We start from the raw sequence: 23,554 nt of genomic DNA, 5'->3' as shown, positions 1-23,554 counted from the left end.
AGTTCTTCAGTTATAGTAATTCCAAAGAGGCCCCGTCCGATAAAGCGGGGCTCATATATAGATAATACTCAAGGAAAGGTGCAGATCCATGTCTTACCAAACCTCTATACATTTTGATCCAACAGCTTTACTGATAATAAAAAATGAGGTTGATAACTCGATCAAGTTAGTCGAATCAGCAGTAAGCACCTTGGTAGAAGATCAAACTTTACCTTTTGGCATTGATGATGCATTAAATCAGTTCGAACAATGTGCACAGGTACTGGCACTGATTGATATGCCGAATCTGGCACAAATTGCACAATATTCAGCAGAACTAATGCGCAAGATTATGGGGAATCCGGCGCAGGTCAACACTCAGGATGTGATCGCATTGAGTGAAGGTACCACCATGCTGAAACGCTATATCGAATTTATCTGCTTGCGTGAAGTGAAGATTCCTCAGTTCCTGCTCGATACCCTGAACCGTCTGGAACTTGCGCTTGGTAAACCATTAACCACTGAAGGTCAGCATATTGAACCTTTGCTTGACCTGATTACTCCAGACTTCCAGTTACCCCAAGTACCAGGTCTGGAAAAATCCAAATATGTGCAACGCCTGTATAAGCTGTCTCTTAACAAACTGCTAAAACAGGAAGAAAGCGAGATGGACCTGCAAGCGATCAAACTGGTCGGTACTTATCTGGCAGGTCTTTCAGCAAATCATCCAAGCAAGCAATACTGGCATCTGGTGCATGTTGCTTTTGATAATATTGATCACCTGCTCATCAATGAACCACGTTTACGTACTTTAATCAGTATTGAACGCAACATGGCACAGTACTTTAGTTCAGCCGACAGCTTCAAAGCCTCTCTGTCTGATCTGGCAAATGTATTAAGCTTATGTATCAGTCAGGAAGATGCAACTGCACAGCAAATCCGTAGCCAGCTGAATATTGGTGATGATCTACTGACAGATATGCAACTTCAGGTATTTAGCCGTCACCTATATGGTCCGGACTTTGAAACCATGCATACCATTAGCGAACTGGTAACTGCTGAAATGACCCAGATCCGCAATGATATCGAATACAACTATCAGCACATGACACCTGAAAAAACTCAGGAACTTCAGACTCAGCTGAATAGCTTGGCCAATATCTTCAAGGTTCTGAATCTGAATGAAGCCTATCATGACTTAAACCGTCAGGCAGCTTCACTCAGCCAGGCAGATATTCTGAAAGATGAGTCTTTTGCCCAACAATTAATGAATGTAATTCTATCCGCGATGAACTCGATTGGTGTATTGGAGCGCCATCATACTTCGAGCCGCTTGCAGCTACGTGTGAATAACATGAATATCTCGCTGGATCGTCTGGACGAAGCACACAACGCTTTGTTAAATGAAACCAAGGCGTTGATTGAATTGTCTAGCCAGATTCTGACTGATTATCTGCAGGATCAAGATCTGACCAAACTTGAACCTGTACCCACCCAGTTCTGTGAAATTGGCGGTGCCATGCTGTTCCTGAATGCTGAACATGTGAAAGCTGCATTCAATACAACTGCCCTGTTTATCAAAAACCGTATTGAACAGTCGCTTGCATTAACACCAGCAGAAATTCATCATGCGCTGGATGCATTGGCTAGTGCCGACATGATGATCGACAACTTAAAGAACAAACAGCCTGTATTACAGTCCATGTTTAAGGTAGCATTAGACAGTAGTGAGAAACTGAAAATCGTTGCCTAATGTCTAAAAAATTATCACTTGCTTATATTTTCCAGCAGCAACAGTTGCTGGTCGATCAACACTTTCAACTGCCTCAAGTTGAAGCTTTGGCAAGTGATTTGCTGCTGAATCCGGGTGATCAGGTGATTGCCCGTGATCTTCTTCCAGATGAGCCGATTCCTGAAAGCTTGCAGCTGGTTCCAATCCGTCAATTATTACAGTTTTGGAATGTTCAGCAATTTGAACAGGCCAGTCGTGCTGTGCAACTATTGGAATGGCGCCGGAATCACAAGTTCTGTAGCCACTGTGGTACCCCGACTGAAGCCCATGCTGTTGAATATGCCATGGTTTGTCCAGCTTGCCATTATCGTCAGTATCCACGAGTGCAACCTTGTGTGATTACCGTGATTACCCGTGGTGAAGATGAAATTTTGCTGGCTAAAAATGCACGTAATACCAAAAGCCAGATGTATGGCCTGATTGCCGGATTTGTCGAAGTTGGGGAAACACTTGAAGAAGCGGTACGTCGCGAGACGCTGGAAGAAGTCGGCTTGAGATTGAAAAATATCCAGTATCTGGCCAGTCAGCCGTGGCCCTTCCCAAGTAACCTGATGATTGCCTTCAAAGCAGAATATGCTGGCGGTGAGCTGCAATTGCAGGAAGAAGAAATTAGCGATGCGAAATTCTTCAAGTTTGATCAGCTGCCTGAAATTCCGTTTAAAGGCAGTATTGCCCATGCCATGATCATGCATGTGACCCAAGGCACGCCAGTCGCAGATGATACCTGTGAATGGCTCTAAGTTTTTAATTAAAAAAGCCCGGTTTTTATACCGGGCTTTTTTGTGGGAATTACCACGATCACAGATCTTCACTTAAAAGCATCTTCTAGCGCCCACATCACACGCGGCTTGGTTTCAAAGAACCGGCTAAACAAACTGGACAATGAACCAATCATTGTAATATGGCCCAGTTTCGGAATCGTAATCAGCTCACTATGATTGCCATGGTCTTTTAATACTCGATCCAGATCCTGACTGTTAAAATGACCGACAATATTGTCCCGCTCTGCCATGAACAGATAATGTTTGGTGGAGGTATTTTCCACAAAATAATATGGCATCACCTGCTGATACGGAATCGACTGGTCAAAAGCATCGGCACAGATTGGATCATCTTTATAGTTAAAATGATAAGGTCCTGCCAGACCAATAATGGCGCGGATTTGTTCCCGCTCAATCATGGCCTTTTGTGGATGGTATAGCGCTGACATGACATTAAATGCTCCGGCTGAATGTCCCATCAAGACCAGATTTTCCGTAGAAACATTTAACTGGCCTGCATGCTGCTGCAAATGATTTAGCAACAGATGCAGGTCATTAATATAGATCGGGAAAATGTGTTCAGGCGCTAGGTGATAGTTCATCACCACCACATCATAGCCTTCTTTGGCAAAGGCCTCGCCAATGAAATGGTAATCCTTTTTATCACCGTGCAGCCAGGCACCACCATGGACAAAGACAATCAGGGGGCGATGCGCTAAAGGCTGATGACTTAAAAACAGATCAAAACGTTGACGGGCTTTTAAGCCATAGGCTAACTGGGTTTCAACACTATAACCCTGTTTTGGGGTTAAACGGTTCAGCGCATAACTGCCAAAATCATAGATCCGGAAATCTTTATAACGTTGTTGGACTTCAAGGATCCGATCTGACAGCTGCGTTTTAAATTGACCTACCTTATGGAACATCAGTCGGTTCAACTGTATCAGGATCAATGGCGACTGGAGTCTGTTCAACACCCGACTGTGCATAAGATGCAGGCGCTGCAAAATTCTGGTTAGTATTATAACCAGAGCGCTGATCCACGTTGTCGATGAGCGTGACAATTTTCGTGATATTCCCCACTTGTTGCAGCACCTGATTCAGGTCATCGATTTCTGCACTGTTCAGACGTCCCATCACATACAGTACACCATCTTCAGTATGCACATGCACTTTGCTGTCAGATACTACTGGTGCTTTCATAATCAGGCCACGGGTATTCGCCGTCACGGCGGTATCCTGCATGATCGTAGTGTAGCTGCTCTGGTTACCCACAGTGATAAAGTTATGCACCGCTTTGACGTCACTCATAGATTTGACATTATCTTCTGCCAATTGCTTGAGATGCGCATCCGGCACCTGCCCGGTCAACAGGACATTGCCATGGAAGCTTTCAATATTGACCCTTGACTGTTTAAAACGTGAATCCAGTTTATAAAGATTAATTTTTGCAGTACGTACAATAGAAGAATCGATAAATACCTGTCCTAGCGTCCGAGCTCCATTTTCGGTACCTACAGGAGCCGTACCAGTACCGCTGGAAATAAAGCTGGCACAACCCGATAAACTTGCGACACACAGCATTGTTATTGCAATACGCTTAACCACTCAGCAAGACTCCTTAATTTTAATCAGTCTTATTTCAATATAATAATCTGTTTTTTCAAGGTCAGATATTCTTCATCATACTTGAACTTTCCCATGATGCTGCAAATTTTATCTGCCGCATCCGATCTTATTTTATTCAAAGATTAATAAACTCTTGATCAAAAGTAAAAGCATTTTCAAACCAGTGCAGATCATAAGGGTATTGAGAAAAATCATGCTGTATGGTTTTTGCAAAATACCGATTAAAATCAAAACAAATCACATCAAAACGATAGTAATAATGTGCAAACTGTGGATTTTTTTGAATAAAACATACAGCCGTTTGTAGGACTTTTCGTTGCTTGGCAGAGGAAACAGATTCAAAAGCCAATGCATAACCCGTTTTAGCTCGTGCTTTTACTTCGACAAAGACCAGTTCCTGCTCACGCTGCATGACCAGATCAAGTTCACCATAGCGACTATGCCAGTTTCTGGCAATGAGCTGAAAGTCTTGTTGCTGCATCAGTTGCGCAGCCTGCTGTTCTGCCCATGCACCTAATTGTTTCTGCATCGCTGACCCTTATAGTGCCTTGAGACCTTTGGCACTCTGCTGAAAACAGGACGGCGTACGTTGAATGCCCTGATCTGATACCTGAATCATTCCAGTACGACCCTGGAACTCAATATTGCGTATTTTTTTATTGTTTAAATAATACTGGGTGATTTGCCAGGCATCTCCACCAAAAGCAATCAAGCGCTGATAGGACATATTTACCGGTGCTTGATGATAAGCCTGCATCACATCAGGCCAGTTAGCAAAATAAAGTACCGGTACATCGCAGAACTTGATGCCTCGTGGCGGAACATGCTGTTCATTAATTGCATTTGCGACTGTATAAATCCGTTTATGTCCCAAACCATGTAAGGATGCCAGCCAGTCCGCATTACCGAGCAATAATATCCCCTGCTTGCTCTTCAAAAAAAATGGTGGCTTCTCGATCATTTCCAGTTGCAGCTCACTCCGGCTAAGTAGTGACATTAGCAATAGTTCATATTCTGACTCACTGCCCGGCTGACGCAGCACAAACAGTTGCTGAATCCCATCTAGCGCAATCTGCTTCTGTAATGCAGCTGCATCTTCTTTTTTCGACAGGCTAAATTGCCAGATATTTGGGGCCGTGAGGCTAGTTTCATTCAAACTGAGTGTACGAATCTTGGGTTTAGTCTGCACCAGTTGCTCTACATCCTGACGTGCCAAAGGACCAATCACCATTTGTGTCTTTTTACTGACATGCTGTTTGAGTAGCTGAGAGATTTTTTTCTGATCTGAATTGATCCATTTCAATGGTACTTTCTGTCCGGACGCCTTATATGCACTGAGAAATCCTTGCTTGATACTCGAAGCGGCTCGCGCCAAGGGGCCGGTTTCAGGTAGAATAATCAGCACTTCCGCTTGTACGCTGCTGACGCAGGCCAGTAACCCCAAGCCCAAAATTTTATTTTGAATCTTCCATTTTTTATTATTCGATTTATTCCACATGGAGAAACCTATGAGTGCTCAGTTATTTGTTGTTGCGACTCCAATCGGGCACTTAGATGATATTAGTTATCGTGCAATTAATGTATTGAAATCGGTGAGTCTTATTGCAGCTGAGGATACACGAACTTCTGCACAATTACTTAAACACTTTAATATTCAAACACCTTTGACAGCCTGTCATGAACATAATGAAAGCAACAAGATTGATCAGTTGATTCAACGCCTGCTCAATGGTGAAGATATGGCATTGATCAGTGATGCAGGCACACCACTGATTAGCGATCCAGGATTCAAGTTTGTCCGTGCTGCGCAAGAACATAATATTCGTGTGGTTCCTGTGCCGGGTGCATGTGCTGCAATTGCCGCATTAAGCGCAGTAGGTTTACCGAGTGACCGTTTCAGCTTTGAAGGTTTTTTACCGTCTAAACAAAGTCAGCGACTTTTGACTTTGGAAAAACTGAAAGATGAAACCCAGACCTTAATTTTCTATGAAGCGCCACACCGCATTCTGGAATGTGTTAAAGATCTGGCAGCGGTATTCGGTGCAGAGCGTCCTGTCGGTTTTGCCCGTGAAATTACCAAGACCTTTGAAACCATCAAGAAAATGACACTGGGTGAACTGGTCGAATTTGTTGCCAATGACCATAATCAGCAAAAAGGTGAAATTGTACTGGTGATTGGTGGTTCTATCGAAGAGAAAGATTTGGATCAGGAAAAACTGGATAAATTGTTACTGCGTTTATTACAAGACCTGTCTGTCAAAGCAGCTTCCCAACTGGCTGCAGATTTGACCGGGATCAAGAAAAAAATTGCCTATCAACGTGCTTTGGAACTAACTTCTGCCAACGATTAATTTTTCTTTATCCATAAAAAAACACCACAATTAATGTGGTGTTTTTTATTCGCTAATAATATTGAGGGCAATTATTCTCTTGCAACGGATTCATCAGCTGGGACTTCAGTAATACGGCCACCGCTTGCCAGAAAAGCCGCAATTTCATCTTCAAGTGCCTGACGTTTTTTCTGCTTAGCAGTTACAGTCAAGGTTTCAGCTTCTAATACGTCTGTATCATTCACAACTTCTTCGCTACTTGCAGCACCTTTTTCTGCTGCTTTTGCTTCATCGTCGTCAATTACAGGATCTTCTACATCATCATAATCATTTACGTCTGTCATTTTGCTCTCCCCACAAATGGCTTCGCTTTTATCTATTGAACCAAGCTTTAAATTAACTGAAATTTAGCAATCTCTTTGGTCTTCGCCTAGCCCTAATTTTCAAAAAATCGTATCTTTTTTAAACAAAATAGTTACTCTTTATAGATGTTTGTTTAAAAAATTTACATTCGGCCGCTAGGCTAAATAACGTGTATCTTTGAGTAAACTTAAACCATTCGCCTGAGCCATAAATGCATCTTTCAGGACTGCCTGTTGCTCGACCTGTTTCAGCCCGAAATTACGTGCCCACACCACTGGGAAAAGCTCTGTAGTTTCCATCCAGCCAATCGCCGACATGCTATGCATCATGGCATCATTTTGACCTTTACGGCGATGCTCATAACGTTTCAAGGTCTGCACATGAGCCCATACCCCACGCGCTTTGTCATGCAGCAACACGTCACAGAGTACAGCAGCATCCAGACAGCCGATATTGACACCTTGTCCAGCGAGCGGATGAATCACATGCGCAGCGTCACCAATTAGTGCCAAGCCATCTCGTACATACTGCTGTGCAGCACGAGCTTTGAGTGGGAATTTAGCCCGCGGTGTCGCTTCCAGCACTTCACCCAGCATATGATAGCTTTCACGGGTCAATAGCTGAGTGAATTCAGCATCTGATAATGCTGCATATTCATCGGCATAATCATCAGGTAATGTCCAGACTATGGATTGCCAGTGGCCTTGCTCTTCTTCTTTAAGACTTGCCATTGGTAGATAAGCCAAAGGACCGGTTTCCAGAAAAATCTGACGGGCCACATGCTGATGTGGCTGGGCTGTTTTAACCGCACAGCTGATTCCAGCCTGTTTATAATCCAGCACATCAATATCAATAAAGGCTTGTTCACGCACAAAGGAGTTCGCGCCATCTGCACCAATAACCAGCTTGGTTTTGAGTTGGGTACCATCTGCCAGATGAATAATCCAGACATCTACTCCACGTTCAACCCGGCTAACTTTGACCTGTGTGCGGTAATCTTGTACATCTTCAAGCATCTTTTGCTGAATACCCAGATTTAGGATACTCGGTTCCACCATCGAGCCTAGCGCCTGCTCTACAGAAGGTGTTCTTTCTGAAGAATGACCAAAGTTAATTTCACCGTAGCCATTTTTATTCCAGACCTGCATTCCAGTATATGGCTGCTGGCGTGCAAGTTTGTCCCACACACCCACAGTTTTTAATAAATGAATAGTCGCCTGACTTAGAGCCAAAACCCGCGGATTGGCTACGCTTAAAGTTTTGTCTGCATCCAGAATAGACGCAGCATCCAGCACAGTTGCTTGCACACCACCTTGAGCGAGTAATAAAGCCGTTAGACCGCCTACCAGACCGCCACCAACAATCACGACATCTAATACATCAGAACTTGGATTCAGACTCATGCTTTTAACCCCATGGCATAGTTAGCGACCAGTGGCTTGATACCAGGAATAGTATCAAAAGCAATCAGTCCGGTATTACGGATCAGTTTCAAGAATGGATTCTGGTTACTAAAACCACGTACGACTGAATCACAGAACTTGATCACTCTTTGCTGGTCATTCAAACGGGATTTCTCATAGTCCTGTAATACCGCTGCATCACCTAAGTCTGCGCCTTGTGACTGCTGCTCTTTCAGATAGCGCACCAATACATGCGCATCTCGCATACATAGGTTAAAACCCTGACCCGCTACTGGATGAATGGTATGTGCAGCATTTCCCATCAAGACCACGCGGCCCACAGCCTGTTTCTCTGCTAATACTTGGGACAATGGAAAACTGAAGCGCTTACCTGTTTTCTGGAATTTACCGGCACGATCGCCATAGGTTTCTTGTAAGGCATTCAGGAAATGCTGGTCATTTTCTTCACCTAACCATTCTCCTTCCGTTCCTTTTTTCACAGGCCAGACCACAGAACGACGATATTCACCTGGAAGTGGTAATAAGGCTAATGGTCCTAGATGGCTAAAGCGTTCAAAGCCAACATGATTATGTGGTTTAGAAGTTTGAACGGTAGTGACAATGGCGACCTGATCATAGTCATGCTCTGAAGCCCCAATACCGAGCGCTTTACGACAGAAAGAATCACGCCCATCAGCAGCAATCACCACTTTAGATTGAAGTTTCAATAAAGCATCGCCACGTTGTGCTTCAAGATAAGCAAACTCAGCATCTTGAGTCAGAGAACTTACCTGAACCCCATCAATCAGTTCAATTAAAGGTTCTTTTTTGACTTGAGTTAGCAGTACACGACCTAGCCAGGCATTTTCAATGACCTGACCAAAACTTTCGACTTTTTCCTGTTCTGCAATTAAGCGCGCTTTACCAAAACTGCCCTGCTCAGTAATATTCACTTCAAGAATCGGCGTTGCATGTTCCTGCAAGGCATCCCAAAGCCCAAGTTCCTGATAAATCTGTACACTACGGCGTGACAAGGCACTGTTACGTGCATCAAAACTAGAATGGTAAGGTGCAAGATTTACATCATCATAATCTGGATATTTGATCGCTTCCAAAAGTTTGACTGCAATATTGGTTTTCGCCAACATTAGTGCGAGACTCAAGCCGACCATACCACCACCGACAATGATGACTTCTTGTTGCATGCTGTAATCCTTTCAATGGCGTACCTATATACATAGATACTTATAATCATGATGAATTTTATATTAGCCTAAAAAATTTCTTTTTTATAATAAATTAGGTAGCGGTTTCGAAGCGAAGCCTGCTTGTGGTTAATTTATAGCTCAACTGAACGTCCTACTTAAATTTTCAAAATACCGAAGTGTCGGCTACCTGATGAAAAGTAGAAGAATTTTGCACTGATTGTTAGGTTTAAAAGCTTGGCTTGGTATGAAATGATAAGGATGCGATCTGGATATATTTTTTTGAATTAACAATATTTATGTTTTTGAATTTATAAAATATTTTTTATTTAACTTATTTAAAGTAAATACTCATTTTAAAAAATCATACGATACAGGGCTAAAGCTTATATCGCATGATGATGTAAGGATTAACTTGCTTTCAATGTATAGGCATGGTCATTCAAACTTGCCAATAACTGAATAAATTGAGGAATGGTCTCGGCATTCAAGGTATAAGGATTGAATTCATCCAGATTATGTTCGGCAAAGAATCCAAGAATATCCTGATGGATATTGGCATATTTCATATGCCAGTCTGAGAAGAGTCGATCATTTACATCTTCAAAATACAGAACTTCACAATTTTTATGTCGAGGATCTTTCAAGATTTTTTTATAGAACAGATCTTCAATCTTGTTCCTATCTCCTTCCAGACATTGAACAAAGTAACCATTTCCATAATACAGAGCCCCAAAAATCGCATTACGTGAATTGAAATTCAACGCTTCTGTCAGAATATTGAATAGATCATTCATTGGATCTTCGCAATCATACAACTTACTAACATATAAAAGTCTTGCGTCGCTCATTGTCTACCTCAATATTTTAGATTATGTACATTACTCAATATTTTTCTGTTTAATATATATAACTGATTTTATAAAAATTTCTATGATCAGATACAAAATAATTTATCGAATAGTAAAATAACTTGAAAAATAAAATGAATTTTTATATAAATTCAGTCACTTGCTTTTAATATGCATTTTCCAAATATTTCTATATTAAAAATCTTCAAAATTTTGCTATTTGAAATCTGCTATCAAGTACCAGCTTTTTTACTTTCTAAATGCTCATGTAATTTGAGCACTAGATATCTTTGCCAGAACAGCAGCACCGCCAGCAAAGATGAAGGAAAGGATTAAATGAGTCGCGCTGTTCAATTTAGAAACGACAGTCTAAGTCGAGCTCCAGCAACTTATTAAGAGTATGTATATTCTTCCACCGCTCTTCTCATAATGTTTTTATAAGGGTAATTGTTTTTAATTTCTAAATAATACAAAAAAACATGCCTATTTAGTAATCAATTTTGTACTCTTTGACTTACAGCTATTCAAGTTCTTTACCCCTATTTTAGTTAAATGAATTTTCATATGATGATTACATCAGGAACAGGGAGTTCCATATAAGAATAACAATAGATAAGCACAAGGACAGTAAGGTACGACAGGAGTTATACCAAGCTAACCAATACGAAAAACCCCGGCAGGATGCCGGGGTTTTTTATTATTTAATGATTAAAAATTTGAATATAGTACCAAGATTTCTAAACAGAAATCTTAGCAATTACTGCTAAATATATCTTTCATTTATGTATAGAAAATTCCCAAGTTTTGGTATGAAGTAGATAATATATAGGTGATCTTTGAATTGATTCATCAATGGTTTCTAGAATTTCTTTTATTAAGCTGAGTACTTTTACTTTTTATTAAAATTTTGAAACATATTTTAAGCGGGTTAATAAATAATAATAATTAATAAAAAGTTCATTTTTTACCAGTTTCTAAAACTCTAGTGAATATTTGAGTTCCTGTAAAATAGGCTACTTTTATATAAAAATAACCGTAATAATTTTAGATTAAATAATCAGTAATATTCACGGTCTTTCACTAGGTATATTTGTTAGACAAACATTGAGTATGATAGTTTAAATTAAATACTTTAATAAAATAATAACTATGCTTTATTCAGTGCAATTTCTTAGGGGGATTGCTGCCTTAATGGTAGTTATAAGCCATACCTCCTTTAAAGGACAACAATACAATGTTGATACGCTTCAGTGGTATCACATAGGCGGTTCTGGTGTTGATTTATTTTTCATAATCTCTGGCTTTATTATGTGTTATACAACATATAATAAAAAAGTTAATTTTCTAAATTTCATGAGAAACCGATTCATCCGAATCATTCCTCTTTATTGGGTTCTCAGTTTTTTTGCTTTAATTGTATTTCTCATTTCTCCAAATCTTATAAATTCATCCGGTGGTGAAACAGGAATTTTCGAATCCTTCTTTTTAATTCCGAATGGCAGTAAATTTTTAATTAATAATGGATGGACTTTAAGCTACGAATTTTATTATTATTTTATATTTTCTTTTTTCCTAATCTTTTTATTAAAAGACTTATATAAATATCTTTTTATCATTCTATATTTTTCAGTTGTTGTGGCTATAGGTTTAATACTCCAACCAAAATCTGAATTTCTGATGTTTTTAACCCATAATCTTTTGCTTGAATTCGCTTTAGGCGTGCTGGCATTTATCATTATAAAAAATACTAGTCTTTCCCAATTAATGTCTACATTTATGATTCTTGTCGGTGCTTCCCTATTAGCCTATCAAAACTTTTATAAACTACCTGATTTCATCACCTTGAGATCATTAAAAATCGGGATCCCAATGTTTTTCATTTTTGTTGGATGCGTAGCTTTAGAAGACTTAATCACAGAAACTAAATCACTAATTTTAAGATTCTTTAATCATCTTGGAGATTCATCTTACTCTTTATATTTGATTCATCCTTTTACTTTAAGCCCAGTTGCTATGGTTTTAAACAAACTCAATATATTAAACCCTTACCTATTTAGCTCTATACTTATTACCTCTTCGATCTTGGCAGGCTCTATTACGTATCTAGTTTTAGAAAAAAGGTTAATTAAATTAGGCAAAGAACCATTTAACTTCTTTAGGTATTTTTATCCGGTCGATAGAAAAAACTTATAGATATTTTTTGATCTCTTTAGACATTATCAAAAATTTAAATACTAAAAACGGAGCCTAAGCTCCGTTTCTGTTAAATGTCCTTTATATCTTTTAGATTAACTAATCAATTATAGGAATCAGTTAATTAAAAAAATATCAATGACTTCAATTAACTTTCAGTCAGTTAACGTACTACTCGAGCTTGAGACTCATGATGTACATCGCGTCGACCCAATTTTGTACCAGTATAAATCAGATACAAGGCAGACAAACCAACCAATACATAAATAATTCGAGATAGTGCACTCATTTCACCAAAGATGGCAGCGACTAAATCAAAGTTAAATGCACCAACTAGCCCCCAGTTGATGCCACCAATAATCGCTAAAGCATAAGCAATCCAGTCAAGCGTATTTAGTCTCATCATTTTTCTCCTGCTCTTCTTTGAGTTTATTTAAGGAACAGGTCAAGTATGAGAACGAAATCGGAATTAATATGTTGCTTTGATGCTAAAAACTCAATTGCTGTGTTGAATTCCTGTCATCTTATAATTCTCAATTTTAACAAAGTTAATTTTATTTGAATAAGTTGCGATTAACGTAAGTAAAAGTCTTGCATGTTTCTCGACAGTATCTTTGTTCTATCTAGCTATTGGATAACTTATTGCCTAAGAAATTAATCCATTTTTTTTAAAATTTTATAAATATTCATTTTAATATCAATAAATTAAAAAATTACTATCATTCACGAATACATTTTTAACTTTCTACTATATAAAAAAGCCGGTGAGATCACCGGCTTTTTTATATCTTTCATTTAAGCAGCATGGGCTTTGGCCATTAAGGCTTCAATATCTTCCACGGTTTTCACAACTTTTGCAGTTAGCACTAGTGGGCCATTTTTGGTAGCAACCACATCATCTTCAATCCGGATTCCGATACCACGCCATTTAACATCTACAGTTTCATCATCTGGCGCAATATAAAGACCCGGCTCAACGGTCACGACCATACCTTCTTCATATGCACGCCATTCACCGTTAGCTTTATATGTACCTACATCATGTACATCCATACCGAGCCAATGCCCAGTACCGTGCATATAGAACTGGCGGAAACTTTCAGTCTGGATAATTTCGTCAATCTCCCCCTGCATAATCCCAAGATCAAGTAAACCTTGAACCAGAATGCGAACTGCCACATTATGCGGCTCTTTATAAGAATTCCCGATTTGAACTGCATTGATCGCAGCAATCTGTGCATCCAATACGACATTATATAAAGCTTTTTGTTCCGGGCTGAATTTACCATTCACCGGGAACGTACGGGTAATGTCCGAAGCATAAAACTGATATTCACAGGCAGCATCAATCAGAACCAGATCACCATCTTTCAGTTCTTTGTCATTTTCCACATAATGCAGAATACAGGCATTTTCACCGCCACCAACAATACTGTTGTAGGATGGTACACAGCCATTTTTACCAAAGACATAATTCAGTTCAGCTTCTAAAGCATATTCCATCATGCCTGGACGAACTTTCTGCATAGCCAGTGTATGCGCTTCTGCAGAAATATCTGATGCAAGCTGCATCAGTTCAATTTCATTTTCATCTTTATGCAGACGCATTTCATCAACGATACGATCCAGCTGCATGATCTGTGCCGGTGCAGAATTACCACGGCGGCTTTCACCACTGGCTGTTGCAATCCATTTAGCTACACGTGCATCAAATTCGGCATTTTGACCAATCCTGTAGAAAAGTTTATCTTTGTTCTGAAGCTTGGTGAGGATTTCTTCATCTAGCAGATCAATCGCATAGGCTTCGTCCGCTTCATAATCATCAATGGCGCCATCTACTCCGGCACGGTAGCCGTTCCAGATTTCCATTTCACGATCACGTTCACGACAGAACAGACTATAGGTATAGCCTTCTTCTTCAGTATCAAACGTTTCAATGACTGCAACTGCTTCAGGCTCAGCAAATCCGGTCAGGTAAAAGAAACTACTGTCCGCGCGGTATTTATAATCTGCATCACGGTTACGCAGGGCAACCGGGCTGGTGGCAATAATCGCGATACTACGTAATCCCATTTCCCCTGCGAGGATGTCACGACGTTCCTGAAAATCGGCTTGAGTCAGTTTCTTCATTACACCTTACTTCTTATCAATTGCTACTGTTATTTAAAATTTGGTTCTGAAAACGGGTCAGATCAATTTACTATCATCTTCATGAGAAGACTCAGCAAAAAATATGCCGGTTTCAGAACCGTTTTTAATTTGTGTCTAGAACCGCTTGAACTTAACTCGGACGTTTCGGCGAGAAAATTTCAACTACAGATTGCGCTTCAGTTGCAGAAGCTGGAGCTGGTGCTTTTTGCGTGAATTTCTGCAATAAAGGTGTTTCTTCAACCTCTACTTTCTTGCGGCCAACGGACAGGCTTACCGGAATCAGACGAACAAACTCATACAGCTCCTGATAGCTTTCTTCGCCTTCGGCATCGTTATCAGAATCTTCAAACTCAACTGCTGCAACATCTTGTAAATGTTCAATCAGTTCCATTTCATCATTACGGATATGACCTGAGGCCAAGCCAAAACCAAGCACTACGCCTGCACACCAGTCAGCCAATGCCTGAACGCGTTCAGCCAAGCTATGCTCATCATCTGGTAGTAATGGCAGATAATCCAGCTCATCTTCAGACAGCGCATGAAATATGTCTTCTGCCTCACCCGTTAACAATTCTAATGCTTCAGGATCCAGTTCAGGGACATCTAGCGTTTCTAAAATCTGTATCCATTCATCACTTGAAGGTGCCTGAGTGACACAGACAATTCCGGTAAGCAAACCATGCAGTTCGCTTGGGCTAGAAATTTCTTCAATTGAAGAAAAATTGCGGTACCATTCTGACCAACCTGAAATATCGTCTTGCATTCGTTTATCCAATCTCTATACTGCTTTATATATTACCTTTGTTTGCAACACTGTGCGACCTCGATATGTTAGAAGAATTACAGCGTCTACAAGTGCATATTGGCGTTTTAAAAACGCGACTTGCACAACTTGAAAGTGAGAATACCAGTTTACGTGAGAAGCAAGAGGCTTCGAGCGTGCAACATGAAACTCAAATTGAACAAAAAAATAGCTTTATTGCGCAAAAACAACAAGAAATCCAGAACCTCAATCAGCAACTGACAGAATCACGTAACCAGTTTCAGCATTTAAACCAGGATGCTACAGCACTGGCAGATCGTTATAGCCGTCTGGAAAAAAGTTGTACTGATCTAAAGAACCGTTTTCAGGAAATTCTGGCTGAACGCAATGAATTACGTGTGCTGAAAGAAAAGTTATTGCTGGAACAGCGTCATGCCCAGCAGGAAATTCAGCGCCTGAATCAGGAATCAGAACGTCTTACCCAGAAAAATGAAAATGCCAAAGCTAAAGTTGAAGCCATTATTCAACGTCTGGCAATTTTGGGAACAGCCCAGGATCAAAATGCACAGGAAATTCAGCAATTGGCCCATCCTACTGAAGTGACTGAGGAAGCTTCATCATGAGTGAACAAATCGCAATCGACTTAAAGGTATTGGGTCACAGTTTCCGTCTGGCCTCCACTGCGGATCAGCAGGATGAACTACAGCGTGCAGCGCAATTACTCAATGAAAAATACGATGAATTTCGCCGTAAAGCACCTCGTATGGAACCAAGTAAACTGATCATTATGGTGGCACTGGAACTGATGCAGGAAGTATTGACGATGAATAAATCCCTGCAACAATATGCGCACTGCGAACGTTTGTTACAAACTATTTTGGAAGAAGTTGAAGAACTAACTGAATAATCGAGTTTTTTGTTTAAACTTCGGTCGTTCGACTAAACTGTTTACAGTTCACGAACAGCATAGAGTTGCCACATCAGCATTATCGTTTATACTTAGTCTAACTCTGAGATGTTCGCCAGCGGGTCAGATTCCCCTGAGCCGATATTTAAATCTTAGGATTGAGTTCTGCATATTTAGAGTGTATGCCCATCCGGTATGGGAAACCCAGCAAGTATGCGTCTCGTCCACCTTGAACTTTAGGGTTCAAGGGTAATGACATGCAGCGGCATCCTCGGAGTGCTTCTATTTTTCTCAAAATATTTCATTATTTTTCTTCTTTTCTAAATCTCAAATTTATTGCATTTTTCCTGGTTTAGCGTCCTATACCCGTACCCTTTTCGTCTTTTAAAAAGTTGACTAAATCTAATTACAAATCAAGCAATTCACCATTAATGTTTTATTATTTTTAAAATTTAATCAAAAATTCATACAGATGCCTATAATACTCGCTATGTTGCTACCCTCTATTTAAGTTATGGCATTTTATTAATCTAATTTATTAATTCTAATACCCTATAATCCTGAAGACCATATTTATGACGACGATGAATCTTTCCGAACTTCGCAAACAGCTACGTAAACAGCGCCGTCAACTCTCTCGATTTACTCAGAAACAAACTCAACAACGTATCCTGAATATGATTCGGACTTTGCCAGAATTTCATGCAAGCAAATCTGTGGGGGTTTATCTGGATGCTTTCGGTGAGGTTCGGACTCAGGCGCTGATTGAATACTGCTTTAAGCATCATAAACGGGTTTATCTCCCCAATATTTGCAATATGAACCAGCAGCTCACATGGGTAGAAATTAGTCAGAATCAATATCGTTCCCAACGTTTTGCTCATCATCGCTTGGGAATGCGTGAACCCATGGCAACTCGTGGCTTGCATGTCTCAAAACTGGATCTATTGGTAATGCCATTATTAGCCTGTGATCAATATGGTACCCGGATTGGTATGGGCGGTGGCTACTATGATCGTACGCTGGCAACTGCAGCGCGTCGTCCTTTTCGCCTTGGACTGGCGCATGACTTTCAGCGTGTGCCACAACCTTTAGTCCGAGAAACATGGGATCAACCTTTAGATGCCCTGCTTACGCCTACACTTTTACAACGCTTTAAGCGTTAAATGATGTATTTCCAAATACATAAGTACTTTAAAATCACATAATTAGTCATTTTTTATACAATTTAGTCGCTATAGCCCTTGTAATTTTTAAATTACCCATCACTATTAAAAACATGGCAACACCGTTGTCACTCATTAGGAGTGCCCATGTCTGAAATTATTATGAATCAAGAAACCTTAGAGCCTCAGGTTCCAAGTGTATTACCACTTTTGGCGCTACGTGATGTGGTGGTGTACCCACACATGCAAATTGCGCTATTTGTCGGTCGTGAAAAATCGATCAATGCAGTTGATGTGGCTCGTAACAGTGACAATCTAGTATTTGTAGTTGCGCAAAAAGATTCGCTTACAGAAGAAATTGATCACGACAACTTATATCAATACGGTACTGTCGCGAAGATTGTGCAAGTTGTGAATCACGAAAATGATGAAAACTGTATTAAAGTCCTGATTGAAGGACTGTATCGTGCCAAGCTCAAAACCATCATTGATGAAAATGAGTATTTGACTGCTGAGCATGAACTTAGCCCAATGACTGTATCAGTCGATGAAACAACTCAAGCTACGCGCTTGCAGGAGCTGCGTGCCCTGTTCGCTCAGTATGCTGAAGCAAAACTTCGTAATGCTCGTGAGCTGATTGCAGCTGCGAATAAAATCGAAGACTTGCTGCAACTGTTATTCTTCGTAGCGACCCGTGTTCCTTTGAATATCGAAGTGAAACAGAAATTCCTGGAATACGACGAGTTCGATGCACATTTAACTGAGTTGATGACGTATTTATTGCAACAGTCTGAAGAACAGCAGATTGAACAGACTTTGCATGATTCTGTTAAACGCCAGATGGAAAAGAATCAGCGCGAATACTTCCTGAATGAAAAAATGAAAGTCATTCAGCGCGAGCTTTCCGATATGAATGGCGGTGCGGAAGATGACGTTGCGGAAATCGAAAAACGTCTGGCTGAAGCTGATCTGCCTGAGCATGTGCGTAAGAAAGCAGAATCTGAGTTCCGTAAGCTCAAAGCAATGCAACCGGCATCTAGCGAAGCTGCAGTAGTTCGTAACTATCTGGAAGTGATTCTAGATACCCCTTGGAACAAAGCCAGCAAAGTTAGCATTAACCTGAACAAAGCTCAGGAAATACTGGATGCCGATCACTATGGTCTGGACGACGTCAAAGACCGTATTGTGGAATACCTAGCGGTTCAGTCTCGCGTGAAAAAATTACGCGGTCCAATCCTTTGTTTGGTCGGTCCTCCGGGTGTAGGTAAAACTTCACTAGGTGAATCGATTGCCAAAGCGACTGGTCGTGAGTTTGTACGTATGGCCCTGGGTGGTGTACGTGATGAAGCTGAAATTCGTGGTCACCGTCGTACCTACATTGGTGCGATGCCAGGTAAGATCGTGCAATCATTGACCAAAGTTGGCGTGAAAAACCCGCTGTTCTTGCTCGATGAGATCGACAAGATGGCTCAAGATTACCGTGGTGATCCAGCTTCTGCGATGCTTGAAGTACTTGATCCATCACAGAACAACAAGTTCAACGATCACTATCTTGATCTGGATCTTGACCTGTCAGAAGTGATGTTCATCTGTACTGCCAACAGCATGAATATTCCTGAGGCCCTCTTGGACCGTATGGAAGTGATTCGTCTGCCTGGTTATACTGAAGAAGAGAAAGTTAATATTGCTGACCGTTACCTTGTTCCTAAAGCAATTAAGAACAATGGTTTACGTGCTAAAGAGTTGACTGTGCATGAAGAAGCGATTCGTGACATTGTGCGTCGTTATACTCGTGAAGCCGGTGTTCGTAACCTTGAACGTGAAGTATCTAAAATTGCACGTAAGGTAGTGAAAGAAGCAGTTAGCAAGAAAGCAAAAAATCTTCAGGTTGAAGTGAATGCGGGTAATCTCCCAGATTACTTGGGTCCACACAAATTCGACTACGGCATGGCGGAAGAAGAAGCTCAAATTGGCCGCGTAAATGGTTTGGCTTGGACTTCAGTGGGTGGCGAGTTACTGACTATTGAAGTTGCAGCAGTACCTGGTAAAGGTAAATTCATTACCACTGGTTCACTTGGTGATGTAATGAAAGAATCGATTACCGCTGCCATGACTGTCGTTCGTACCCGTGCGGCTGAGTTAGGTATCGAAGCGTCTCGCTTTGAAGAAACTGATGTGCACGTGCATTTACCAGAAGGTGCGACTCCGAAAGATGGTCCATCTGCAGGTTTGGCACTAACGACTGCTCTAGTGTCTGCATTCACCGGTATTGCGATTCGTCCAGATATTGCGATGACAGGTGAAACCAGCTTGAGTGGCCGTGCAATGCGTATTGGTGGCCTGAAAGAGAAACTGCTTGCTGCGCACCGTGGTGGCATCAAACTGGTATTCATTCCACAGGAAAACGTTCGCGACCTTGCGGAAATTCCTGAGAATGTAAAAGAAGGCCTAGAAATCAAAGCTGTGAAATCGATTGATGAGATTTTACCTTTGGCTTTGATCGATATGCCGAAAGCACTGGTAAAACCACCGATTGTAAAAGCGAGCGAAGAAGCTAAAGCTGCACGTCATTAAGACCTAAAGACTTCGAAAAACACCCTGCTCTGGCAGGGTGTTTTTGTATCCAGGTGAAGACAATTAAAAGCGAATCACCATATCGACCAAACCATTCACGACCTGAGCCATCTTGGTCAGATCCAGTTTATCTAAGGTATCCTGCTCAGTATTGTAGTAAGGATTACGATAATGCGCTGTGTCTGTAATCAACATGGTTGAATAGTTAAACTTAGCATAATTCAGATAACCAGAAAAATTCATGTCCTGAGCAAATGCCGGACTAATAAAACGCTGACAGTCTAGCCGCTTGAAACGTTGCATGGACGTGCAGTAATCTCCTGTCAAACCGGCTGATGTCAAATATCCAATCGCAGCAATGAAGTTACCATGCCGTGGATAGATCCATTTCAATCCTGTCGGATAGGTCTGCACCAGATTTTCATCATAATAGCCAATAGAATCCAGAATAATGACACCTTTCACTTTTTGTTTCTGGGCCTTTAATGCTTTGGCATGCAAATAACTTCCCATATGTTCAGTCTTGAAATATGGTGGCTCCTCCAGTGTATAGAAAGCGAACTCGATATTATGTTTGAGTTTTGACTTCTGTAAGGCCAACAATCGGGCTGTTTCTAGTACCCCTGCCACACCGGAAGCATTGTTATCTGCTCCATACAGATCACTAAAGACATCATAATGCGCGCCAATAACCAGTTTGGTTTTGGCTTTGGCATTCAGTTGACACACCACATTTCTATAGCTTAGGCTATTTACAATATAGTTTTGGAACTGGCATGGAATACCCAGTAGACGCATCTGTTCTTTGAGCCAGGCTGAAACCCGGTTTAATTCACTGATATTTTTAAAATTCCGGTATTCGTCCACACTGATAATCTGTTTGATAAATAGTTCCAGATGTTCCGGCTGAGCCTGCTTGGAGGAAAAATTTGCAGGCGCAGCAAAGCTCATGACTGAACTGGTTAAACCGAGAATAATTAGTAGAAAAGTGCAATATCTTTTAATAATGAGACTGGTCCGCATTTCTTATTATCCATTCCTTTATTATCAAGCGGATACTTGAATCATGGATATTAAAGCAACATTAAATTCATGATTTCAATTTCAATTTGTTTCCCTAGCTCAACTTCGTGTTGTTTGATCGTTATAATGAAGTATCTAATTATTGATCCAGTTCTATGAAAATCCGTATCTTAACCATTGGCCAGAAAATGCCGGCTTGGGTGCTGACAGGCTTTGAAGACTATTTCAAGCGTATTCAGCCTTTTGTACAGACTCAGGTGGTTGAATTACCAATGGCGAAACGGGGCAAAAACGATTCTGAAGCCGATATTCTGAAATACCGGAATATTGAAGGTGACAGTATTTTAAATGCCTTAAAACAGAATGAATTCCTGATTGCACTAGAAGTCGGTGGCCGTGAGTTTAGTACGGAAAAACTGGCTGAAACCATGAAAGGCTGGATGCTGGAAGGTCATGATATTGCCTTGGCGATTGGTGGGCCAGATGGCCATTCTGAAGCAGTCCGAAAAGCAGCAGCCTGGCATTGGTCCCTGTCTAAACTCACCTTGCCACATCCGCTAGTCCGTGTAATGCTGATTGAACAACTGTATCGCGCCATGAGCATCAACCATAATCATCCTTATCACCGTGCAGGCTGATCTGTGGATGCGTTCTGATTATGCAACGTTTTGTTGAACAATCACCCCTGCCTTTGCTTCCCTTTTTATTGCATGATTAAAACATTGAATTAATGTGGTTTGACTTATGAACTTACAGACTTTGCCCGGCTTATTTATTTCTCATGGTTCTCCCATGCTCGCGCTCAATCCTGAGCAGGTTGGCCCGGCATTGCACCGTTTAAGCCTGAATCTGCCACGTCCAACTGCCATCATTGTTATGTCGGCACACTGGGAAAGTGAAGCTCTGGAAGTCAATACAGGTATTCGTCCTGAAACTTGGCATGACTTCCGTGGCTTTCCACCCGAGTTATATGAGTTACGCTACCCTGCTCCCGGCAATCCAGAGCTGGCTGAGCAAGTCTTGGGTCTATTGGTCAATGCCGGTTTCTCTGCACATGCCAACAGCACCCGTCCGCGTGATCATGGCGTCTGGATGCCGCTCTTACATATGTATCCAGAAGCAGATATCCCGGTGGTTGAAATTTCTTTACCAATGTCGATGAGTGCAGAAGAGATTTACAAGATTGGCCAGACGTTGGCGCCCCTTCGTGAGCAGCAGGTTTTCCTGATCGGGTCAGGGAGTATTACCCATAATTTGCGTGAATTGTCCTGGCAGGGAAATAGCGATGAAGTTCCGGAATGGGCATCGACCTTCCGTAACTATGTAGCCAATAAATTAACCCATAGCGATTTTGATGCCGTTCTGGACTGGCAGTCTATTCCTCAGTTAAAACGTAATCACCCAACGCTGGAACACTTTGCTCCACTGTTCTTTGCTATGGGTACCGGCAACCGTTTCAGTATTGTGCATAGCAGTTTTACGATGGGCGCTTTGGGAATGGATATCTACCGTTTTGACTAACCGATAGCTCCGCTTATTTAAAATCTGACTTTTTAATTTGGATACATTTTGTTAGCAAAAGCTACGATTTGTATCCATATTTTTTGTTAATCTCTTGATTATAATCACGTTGAAACTTTAGCACATAGAATATAAACCAATGAAATTCAGTATTTTTGCGCTTGCCCTGCTCCCTTTGGCTTTAACTGCATGTCAATCTTCTCATCTTCCTGCTACTTCAGGAGATCCGGCTATTTCTACTCTATCCACCACATTAAAAACACCTACACAAATTCTGCCCGCTTATACCTGGGAACTTGATCGTGGGCTGCAACGCCCGATTGTTCTGAGCTTTGACCAGCAAGGCAGACTGAGTGTAGCTTCTGGCTGTAATGGCCTTGGTACGAACTGGGATGTTAAAGATAATACCCTGAGTACGGGTGACATGATGGGTACCATGATGGCGTGTGATGCACCATTAATGGAACAGGAACGTTTTATCAGCCAGCTTCTGCAAAAGCGTGATATTCCGTTTAGCCTGGATCCAAGTGATGCCAATCAACCAAAACTGAGTATTACTGCAGCAGATGGTCAAAAATATGTCTTTACCGGAAAAATGACACCGGAAACCAAATACCAAGGTCAGGCAGAAACTATTTTCCTAGAAGTTTCACCACAGACTAAAGCCTGTACGGGTGTAGCTCAACAAACCTGCTTGCAAGTAAAAGAAATCAAATATGATGAAAAAGGCTTAAAGACTCAAGTCGATAAAGACTGGACTTTATTTTACGATCAGATTGAAGGTTTTCAGCATACACCGAATGAGCGTCAGATTATTCGGGTCAAACGTTATGAAATTAAAAATCCGGCAGCTGACCAGTCTAAATATGCCTATGTATTCGACATGGCTGTAGAGCGTGAAACAGTCAAAGGCACTCTTTAAAGATAAATACTGTACATAAAA

The 23,554-nt window shown here is 41.0% G+C and carries 23 protein-coding genes and 1 other RNA gene; 12 read left to right on the top strand and 12 right to left on the bottom strand.

Annotated elements, in window-relative coordinates; all coding sequences use genetic code 11:
• Positions 1 to 88 precede the first annotated feature (88 nt).
• Both AC4MBN_RS04420 and nudC read left to right on the top strand, forming a co-directional pair.
• Positions 89 to 1,732: a chemotaxis protein gene (locus AC4MBN_RS04420; RefSeq protein ID WP_419363365.1), complete on the top strand. Its 1,644-nt coding sequence runs from the start codon at positions 89 to 91 to the stop codon at positions 1,730 to 1,732.
• Positions 1,732 to 2,511: an NAD(+) diphosphatase gene (gene nudC / locus AC4MBN_RS04415; protein WP_491880734.1), complete on the top strand. Its 780-nt coding sequence runs from the start codon at positions 1,732 to 1,734 to the stop codon at positions 2,509 to 2,511. Before AC4MBN_RS04420 ends, nudC begins: the two co-directional genes overlap by 1 nt.
• A gap of 68 nt (positions 2,512 to 2,579) precedes the next feature.
• On the opposite strand, the gene AC4MBN_RS04410 is transcribed toward nudC, so the two are convergent.
• The 4 genes from AC4MBN_RS04410 to AC4MBN_RS04395 all read right to left on the bottom strand — a co-directional run bounded on the left by AC4MBN_RS04410 (position 2,580) and on the right by AC4MBN_RS04395 (position 5,659).
• A complete protein-coding gene (locus tag AC4MBN_RS04410; RefSeq protein WP_419374399.1) occupies positions 2,580 to 3,458 on the bottom strand; it encodes an alpha/beta hydrolase in 879 nt (292 codons plus the stop codon).
• Positions 3,448 to 4,140 carry a BON domain-containing protein gene (locus tag AC4MBN_RS04405; protein ID WP_004782863.1) on the bottom strand — a complete coding sequence of 231 codons (693 nt, stop codon included), beginning with the start codon at positions 4,138 to 4,140 and terminating at the stop codon, positions 3,448 to 3,450. Before AC4MBN_RS04405 ends, AC4MBN_RS04410 begins: the two co-directional genes overlap by 11 nt.
• A 136-nt stretch (positions 4,141 to 4,276) precedes the next feature.
• Positions 4,277 to 4,690, bottom strand: coding sequence for a YraN family protein (locus AC4MBN_RS04400; RefSeq protein ID WP_034703744.1), 414 nt, complete (start codon positions 4,688 to 4,690; stop codon positions 4,277 to 4,279).
• 9 nt (positions 4,691 to 4,699) lie between these two features.
• Positions 4,700 to 5,659, bottom strand: coding sequence for a penicillin-binding protein activator (locus AC4MBN_RS04395; RefSeq protein ID WP_491880733.1), 960 nt, complete (start codon positions 5,657 to 5,659; stop codon positions 4,700 to 4,702).
• 10 nt (positions 5,660 to 5,669) lie between these two features.
• Here AC4MBN_RS04395 and rsmI point away from each other — a divergent pair, with 10 nt between their 5' ends.
• Entirely contained in the window at positions 5,670 to 6,512 is an 843-nt protein-coding gene (gene rsmI, locus AC4MBN_RS04390) for a 16S rRNA (cytidine(1402)-2'-O)-methyltransferase (RefSeq protein ID WP_125278947.1), read from the top strand.
• Between the two features lie 71 nt (positions 6,513 to 6,583).
• Here rsmI and AC4MBN_RS04385 read toward each other — a convergent pair whose 3' ends face one another.
• From AC4MBN_RS04385 to AC4MBN_RS04370, 4 genes are all read right to left on the bottom strand, one after another.
• Positions 6,584 to 6,835, bottom strand: coding sequence for a hypothetical protein (locus AC4MBN_RS04385; protein WP_004782870.1), 252 nt, complete (start codon positions 6,833 to 6,835; stop codon positions 6,584 to 6,586).
• 174 nt (positions 6,836 to 7,009) lie between these two features.
• Positions 7,010 to 8,257, bottom strand: coding sequence for an FAD-dependent monooxygenase (locus AC4MBN_RS04380; RefSeq protein ID WP_491880732.1), 1,248 nt, complete (start codon positions 8,255 to 8,257; stop codon positions 7,010 to 7,012).
• Positions 8,254 to 9,462, bottom strand: coding sequence for a 2-octaprenyl-6-methoxyphenyl hydroxylase (ubiH, locus tag AC4MBN_RS04375; protein WP_034703738.1), 1,209 nt, complete (start codon positions 9,460 to 9,462; stop codon positions 8,254 to 8,256). The genes AC4MBN_RS04380 and ubiH overlap by 4 nt, the downstream gene beginning before the upstream one ends.
• Before the next feature lie 410 nt (positions 9,463 to 9,872).
• A complete protein-coding gene (locus AC4MBN_RS04370) occupies positions 9,873 to 10,313 on the bottom strand; it encodes a BLUF domain-containing protein (RefSeq protein WP_419363351.1) in 441 nt (146 codons plus the stop codon).
• A gap of 1,191 nt (positions 10,314 to 11,504) precedes the next feature.
• On the opposite strand from AC4MBN_RS04370, the gene AC4MBN_RS04365 reads away from it, so the two are divergent.
• Positions 11,505 to 12,506, top strand: coding sequence for an acyltransferase family protein (locus tag AC4MBN_RS04365; RefSeq protein WP_491880731.1), 1,002 nt, complete (start codon positions 11,505 to 11,507; stop codon positions 12,504 to 12,506).
• A gap of 163 nt (positions 12,507 to 12,669) precedes the next feature.
• On the opposite strand, the gene AC4MBN_RS04360 is transcribed toward AC4MBN_RS04365, so the two are convergent.
• The 3 genes from AC4MBN_RS04360 to AC4MBN_RS04350 form a co-directional block, all read right to left on the bottom strand.
• Complete coding sequence (locus AC4MBN_RS04360) at positions 12,670 to 12,909, bottom strand: DUF378 domain-containing protein (RefSeq protein ID WP_034703714.1); 240 nt, start codon at positions 12,907 to 12,909, stop codon at positions 12,670 to 12,672.
• Positions 12,910 to 13,301: 392 nt separating this feature from the next.
• Positions 13,302 to 14,636 carry a Xaa-Pro aminopeptidase gene (gene pepP / locus AC4MBN_RS04355; protein WP_491880730.1) on the bottom strand — a complete coding sequence of 445 codons (1,335 nt, stop codon included), beginning with the start codon at positions 14,634 to 14,636 and terminating at the stop codon, positions 13,302 to 13,304.
• A gap of 151 nt (positions 14,637 to 14,787) precedes the next feature.
• Entirely contained in the window at positions 14,788 to 15,420 is a 633-nt protein-coding gene (locus tag AC4MBN_RS04350) for a UPF0149 family protein (RefSeq protein ID WP_491880729.1), read from the bottom strand.
• Positions 15,421 to 15,485: 65 nt separating this feature from the next.
• On the opposite strand from AC4MBN_RS04350, the gene AC4MBN_RS04345 reads away from it, so the two are divergent.
• The 5 genes from AC4MBN_RS04345 to lon all read left to right on the top strand — a co-directional run bounded on the left by AC4MBN_RS04345 (position 15,486) and on the right by lon (position 20,067).
• Positions 15,486 to 16,043 (top strand): hypothetical protein, encoded by a 558-nt coding sequence (locus AC4MBN_RS04345; protein WP_004782884.1) that lies wholly within the window; start codon positions 15,486 to 15,488, stop codon positions 16,041 to 16,043.
• The gene (locus AC4MBN_RS04340) at positions 16,040 to 16,327 is read left to right on the top strand and encodes a cell division protein ZapA (RefSeq protein ID WP_005234746.1); all 288 of its coding nucleotides are present in this window, start codon (positions 16,040 to 16,042) and stop codon (positions 16,325 to 16,327) included. Before AC4MBN_RS04345 ends, AC4MBN_RS04340 begins: the two co-directional genes overlap by 4 nt.
• A gap of 97 nt (positions 16,328 to 16,424) precedes the next feature.
• Positions 16,425 to 16,609, top strand: a non-coding RNA gene (gene ssrS / locus AC4MBN_RS04335) — 6S RNA.
• A 302-nt stretch (positions 16,610 to 16,911) separates the two neighbouring features.
• A complete protein-coding gene (locus tag AC4MBN_RS04330) occupies positions 16,912 to 17,493 on the top strand; it encodes a 5-formyltetrahydrofolate cyclo-ligase (RefSeq protein ID WP_262737935.1) in 582 nt (193 codons plus the stop codon).
• Positions 17,494 to 17,640: 147 nt separating this feature from the next.
• Positions 17,641 to 20,067 (top strand): endopeptidase La, encoded by a 2,427-nt coding sequence (lon, locus tag AC4MBN_RS04325; protein WP_034703702.1) that lies wholly within the window; start codon positions 17,641 to 17,643, stop codon positions 20,065 to 20,067.
• A gap of 63 nt (positions 20,068 to 20,130) precedes the next feature.
• Here the strand turns inward: lon and AC4MBN_RS04320 are convergent, their stop codons facing one another.
• Positions 20,131 to 21,090: a M28 family peptidase gene (locus AC4MBN_RS04320; RefSeq protein WP_491880728.1), complete on the bottom strand. Its 960-nt coding sequence runs from the start codon at positions 21,088 to 21,090 to the stop codon at positions 20,131 to 20,133.
• Between the two features lie 155 nt (positions 21,091 to 21,245).
• Between AC4MBN_RS04320 and rlmH the strand changes: the two genes are divergently transcribed.
• From rlmH to AC4MBN_RS04305, 3 genes are all read left to right on the top strand, one after another.
• The gene (gene rlmH / locus AC4MBN_RS04315) at positions 21,246 to 21,728 is read left to right on the top strand and encodes a 23S rRNA (pseudouridine(1915)-N(3))-methyltransferase RlmH (protein ID WP_419374391.1); all 483 of its coding nucleotides are present in this window, start codon (positions 21,246 to 21,248) and stop codon (positions 21,726 to 21,728) included.
• 106 nt (positions 21,729 to 21,834) lie between these two features.
• A complete protein-coding gene (locus AC4MBN_RS04310; RefSeq protein ID WP_491880727.1) occupies positions 21,835 to 22,611 on the top strand; it encodes a dioxygenase family protein in 777 nt (258 codons plus the stop codon).
• A 139-nt stretch (positions 22,612 to 22,750) separates the two neighbouring features.
• Positions 22,751 to 23,533 (top strand): DUF4377 domain-containing protein, encoded by a 783-nt coding sequence (locus AC4MBN_RS04305; protein ID WP_419374389.1) that lies wholly within the window; start codon positions 22,751 to 22,753, stop codon positions 23,531 to 23,533.
• Positions 23,534 to 23,554: the final 21 nt, after the last annotated feature.

It is taken from the genome of Acinetobacter sp. CAU_H_60 (assembly GCF_058599385.1).
This window is presented reverse-complemented; position numbering and strand designations above follow the sequence as displayed.

What these genes read in the sequence shown, in the direction of transcription:
- AC4MBN_RS04360 (WP_034703714.1), bottom strand. Translation starts at nt 12,909, where the DNA reads ATGAGACTAAATACGCTTGACTGGATTGCTTATGCTTTAGCGATTATT.
- AC4MBN_RS04350 (WP_491880729.1), bottom strand. Translation starts at nt 15,420, where the DNA reads ATGCAAGACGATATTTCAGGTTGGTCAGAATGGTACCGCAATTTTTCT.
- lon (WP_034703702.1), top strand. Translation starts at nt 17,641, where the DNA reads ATGTCTGAAATTATTATGAATCAAGAAACCTTAGAGCCTCAGGTTCCA.
- rsmI (WP_125278947.1), top strand. Translation starts at nt 5,670, where the DNA reads ATGAGTGCTCAGTTATTTGTTGTTGCGACTCCAATCGGGCACTTAGAT.
- AC4MBN_RS04380 (WP_491880732.1), bottom strand. Translation starts at nt 8,257, where the DNA reads ATGAGTCTGAATCCAAGTTCTGATGTATTAGATGTCGTGATTGTTGGT.
- AC4MBN_RS04365 (WP_491880731.1), top strand. Translation starts at nt 11,505, where the DNA reads ATGGTAGTTATAAGCCATACCTCCTTTAAAGGACAACAATACAATGTT.
- ubiH (WP_034703738.1), bottom strand. Translation starts at nt 9,462, where the DNA reads ATGCAACAAGAAGTCATCATTGTCGGTGGTGGTATGGTCGGCTTGAGT.
- AC4MBN_RS04345 (WP_004782884.1), top strand. Translation starts at nt 15,486, where the DNA reads ATGTTAGAAGAATTACAGCGTCTACAAGTGCATATTGGCGTTTTAAAA.
- AC4MBN_RS04330 (WP_262737935.1), top strand. Translation starts at nt 16,912, where the DNA reads ATGAATCTTTCCGAACTTCGCAAACAGCTACGTAAACAGCGCCGTCAA.
- AC4MBN_RS04370 (WP_419363351.1), bottom strand. Translation starts at nt 10,313, where the DNA reads ATGAGCGACGCAAGACTTTTATATGTTAGTAAGTTGTATGATTGCGAA.
- nudC (WP_491880734.1), top strand. Translation starts at nt 1,732, where the DNA reads ATGTCTAAAAAATTATCACTTGCTTATATTTTCCAGCAGCAACAGTTG.
- AC4MBN_RS04395 (WP_491880733.1), bottom strand. Translation starts at nt 5,659, where the DNA reads ATGTGGAATAAATCGAATAATAAAAAATGGAAGATTCAAAATAAAATT.
- AC4MBN_RS04400 (WP_034703744.1), bottom strand. Translation starts at nt 4,690, where the DNA reads ATGCAGAAACAATTAGGTGCATGGGCAGAACAGCAGGCTGCGCAACTG.
- AC4MBN_RS04340 (WP_005234746.1), top strand. Translation starts at nt 16,040, where the DNA reads ATGAGTGAACAAATCGCAATCGACTTAAAGGTATTGGGTCACAGTTTC.
- AC4MBN_RS04410 (WP_419374399.1), bottom strand. Translation starts at nt 3,458, where the DNA reads ATGTTCCATAAGGTAGGTCAATTTAAAACGCAGCTGTCAGATCGGATC.
- pepP (WP_491880730.1), bottom strand. Translation starts at nt 14,636, where the DNA reads ATGAAGAAACTGACTCAAGCCGATTTTCAGGAACGTCGTGACATCCTC.
- rlmH (WP_419374391.1), top strand. Translation starts at nt 21,246, where the DNA reads ATGAAAATCCGTATCTTAACCATTGGCCAGAAAATGCCGGCTTGGGTG.
- AC4MBN_RS04420 (WP_419363365.1), top strand. Translation starts at nt 89, where the DNA reads ATGTCTTACCAAACCTCTATACATTTTGATCCAACAGCTTTACTGATA.
- AC4MBN_RS04305 (WP_419374389.1), top strand. Translation starts at nt 22,751, where the DNA reads ATGAAATTCAGTATTTTTGCGCTTGCCCTGCTCCCTTTGGCTTTAACT.
- AC4MBN_RS04310 (WP_491880727.1), top strand. Translation starts at nt 21,835, where the DNA reads ATGAACTTACAGACTTTGCCCGGCTTATTTATTTCTCATGGTTCTCCC.
- AC4MBN_RS04385 (WP_004782870.1), bottom strand. Translation starts at nt 6,835, where the DNA reads ATGACAGACGTAAATGATTATGATGATGTAGAAGATCCTGTAATTGAC.
- AC4MBN_RS04320 (WP_491880728.1), bottom strand. Translation starts at nt 21,090, where the DNA reads ATGCGGACCAGTCTCATTATTAAAAGATATTGCACTTTTCTACTAATT.